Raw genomic sequence first — 3,099 nt, 5'->3', positions numbered from 1 at the left:
GTCGGGGGACCACAGTTTCAATGGAAACTGTGCTCGTGGGGGTGCAGTTTCAATTGAAACTGCACCCCCGCGAGGGTCAGCGGGTGAGGAGCTTGCCCTGGGGGGTGGTTTCCGCATCGGGGCCGACGATCTTGGTGCCGCGGAGCCAGGTTTCGCGCACCACACCGGCCAGCGGGCGGCCGTTGTACGGCGAGACCGGGTTGCGGTGGTGCAGCTTGTCCACGTCCACCACGAAGGCCTCGTCCGGGGCGAACACGCAGAAGTCCGCGTCCTGGCCGACCGCGATGGAGCCCTTGCGGTGCACCCCGGCGAGCTCGGCGGGCTTGCGGGACATCCACCCGACCACGTCGGCGAGGCTGTGGCCGCGCACCCGCGCCTGGGTCCACACCGCGGACAGGCCGAGCTGGAGGCTGGACACCCCGCCCCAGGCGACGCCGAAGTCGCCGATGTCGAACCGCTTGAGCTCCGGGGTGCACGGCGAGTGGTCGCTGACCACGCAGTCGATGATCCCGTCGGCCAGGCCCTTCCACAGCAGCTCGCGGTTGCGGGCCTCGCGGATCGGCGGGCAGCACTTGAACTGGGTGGCGCCGTCGGGGACCTCCTCGGCGCCGAAGCTCAGGTAGTGCGGGCAGGTCTCGACGGTGACCTTGACGCCGTCGGCGCGCGCGGAGGCGATCATCGGCAGCGCGTCCGAGGAGGACAGGTGCAGGATGTGCACGCGTCCGCCGATGCGCCGGGCGAGCTCGATGACCTGCGCGATGGCCACGTTCTCGGCGCCGCGCGGGCGGGAGTTCAGGAAGTCGCCGTAGGTCTCGCCGTGCGCGGTGGGCGCGTGCTCGATGGCGTCGGAGTCCTCGGCGTGCACGATCATCATCGCGTCGTAGCGGGCCAGTTCGCGCAGCGCCTCGTCGAGCTCGGCCGGGTTCAGCGGCGGGAACTCGTCGACGCCCGAGTGCAGCAGGAAGCACTTGAAGCCGAACACCCCGGCCTCGTGCAGTCCGCGCAGCTCGGCGAGGTTGCCGTGCACCGCGCCGCCCCAGAAGCCGACGTCGATGTGCGCCTTCTCGCGCGCGGTCTTGCGCTTGACCTCCAGCGCGTCGGTGTCGATGGTCGGCGGGAGGCTGTTCAGCGGCATGTCGAGGATGGTCGTGACGCCGCCGGCGGCCGCGGCGCGGGTGGCGGTGTCGAAGCCCTCCCACTCGGTGCGGCCCGGGTCGTTGACGTGCACGTGGGTGTCGACCAGCCCGGGCAGCAGGACCTCGTCCTCGGCGAGGTCGATGGTCCGCGCGGCGTCGAGCTGGGCGTCGAGGGGCTCGACGGCGGCGATGCGGCCGTCGCGCACGCCGACGCTGCCGGACGTCTCCCCGTTCGGGCCGATGAGCCGCCGCGCGCGGAACACGACGTCGTAGGACCCGGTGGCTGACTCGGACAACTCGGTTACCTCCTGAAATCAACTGTTCAACAAAGTGTTGAACCTTCGGCGGTTCCGGTCAAGGCCCCGCGGCCGGGAAGCGTGCCAAGACGCAACTTTCACATCGTGAAGTATACTTATCGGCTCTCGAAATCCTCGCCCTCGAACCCCTGTCACGTCAAGTGTTCCCCGACGAAGCATCGATTCAGCGCCGACTCGCGCCGAACGCCCGGAAAAGCTGAATTCCTGCCGCCCACCGATTCGCGTTTGCCCAGGTATTGACAGGCCTCCCGGCGCGATGTTTGGTATACCGCATCCCAAAACCAGCTCTCCTGCGACGCTGGAGGACCGCCGTGACGCAAGCGCCGGGAAAGACCACCACGCGCACCAGACCGACCCGAGTCCGTTGGAAGATCTTCCTGCTGCTGCTCGCAGTGGTGACGATCAACTACGTCGACCGCGGCTCGATCTCGGTGGCCCTACCGATGATCAAGAAGGAATTCGGGCTCTCCGAAGAAGTCACCGGCGTGCTGCTGGCCGCCTTCTTCTGGACCTACGCGCTCATGCAGCTGCCCAGCGGGTGGCTGATCGACCGGTTCGGCCCGCGCCGGGTCGTCGGCAGCTCCTGCATCGCCTGGGGCGCGGCCACCGCGCTGACCGCGACCGCACCCGGGCCGGGCGCGCTGATCGGGATGCGCGCCCTGATGGGCGCCACCGAAGCGCCGGTGATGCCCGCCGGCGGCAAGCTGAACGCGCTCTGGATGCCGCTGCGCGAACGCGGACGCGGTGCGGTGATCCTCGACGCCGGGGCTCCGCTCGGCGCGGGCATCGGCGGCATCGCGATCGCCGGGCTGATCGCGTGGACCGGCGGTTGGCGCCCCGCGTTCGTCATCGCCGGCGCGGTCACCGTGCTGATGGGCGTGGCCGCGTGGTGGTACATCCGCGACAACCCGCGCCAGCACCCGAGCGTCAACGACGCCGAAGCCACCGTGATCGAGACCTCGCACGAGGAGGAGGACGCCGCGGCCGGGAACTCCGGTCGGCGCCCGCTGCGGAACTACCTGAAGTTCCGGTCGTTCTGGGCGATGTGCCTGGCCTGGCTGGGCTTCAACGGCGTGTTCTACGGGCTGCTGACCTGGGGACCGCTGTACCTGTCCGAGACCAAGGGCTTCGACATCAAGACCATCGGCTGGTCCACCCTCGTCATCTTCGGCGCGGGGTTCGTCGGTGAGCTGATCGGCGGCTCGCTCGCCGACTGGTGGCGAGCCCGGGGGCGCAGCGCCAACACCGTGATGCGCGCCCTGCTGGGCGTCGCCGGGGTCATCGTGGTGGCCGGGCTGGTCGGCGTGACCCTGGTGCCGGATCCGATCGCCGCCGTCGTGCTGCTGTCGACGGTGCTGTTCTTCCTGCGCTGGGTCGGTCTCATGTGGAGCGTCCCGTCGCTGCTGGGCGGCCGGGAGAACGCCGGGACGCTCGGTGCCGCGATGAACCTCAGCGGCAACATCGCCGGGATCCTCACGCCGATGCTGGTCGGGTTCATCGTCGGCGCCACCGGGAACTACACGTTCGCGCTGCTCTACTTCATCGGCGCCGGGCTGATCATGACGGCGTCGGTGCTCGCGCTCGACTACACCAAGCGCCTGCCCGCATAGCGTCGAACCCGCGTGAGCGGCGATGGTCGTTCTTGC

Annotated in this window: 2 protein-coding genes; one reads left to right on the top strand and one right to left on the bottom strand. The window is 69.5% G+C overall.

Features of this window, described 5'->3' with window-relative positions:
• Positions 1 to 76 precede the first annotated feature (76 nt).
• On the bottom strand, positions 77 to 1,432 hold the full coding sequence (gene allB / locus ABTZ89_RS37500; protein WP_270947687.1) for an allantoinase AllB: 1,356 nt from the start codon (positions 1,430 to 1,432) through the stop codon (positions 77 to 79).
• 332 nt (positions 1,433 to 1,764) lie between these two features.
• On the opposite strand from allB, the gene ABTZ89_RS37495 reads away from it, so the two are divergent.
• Positions 1,765 to 3,063, top strand: coding sequence for an MFS transporter (locus ABTZ89_RS37495; protein ID WP_351053976.1), 1,299 nt, complete (start codon positions 1,765 to 1,767; stop codon positions 3,061 to 3,063).
• Positions 3,064 to 3,099: the final 36 nt, after the last annotated feature.

The organism is Saccharopolyspora sp. NPDC002686 (genome assembly GCF_040295745.1).
In the GTDB taxonomy this organism is placed as follows: domain Bacteria; phylum Actinomycetota; class Actinomycetes; order Mycobacteriales; family Pseudonocardiaceae; genus Saccharopolyspora; species Saccharopolyspora oryzae.
This window is presented reverse-complemented; position numbering and strand designations above follow the sequence as displayed.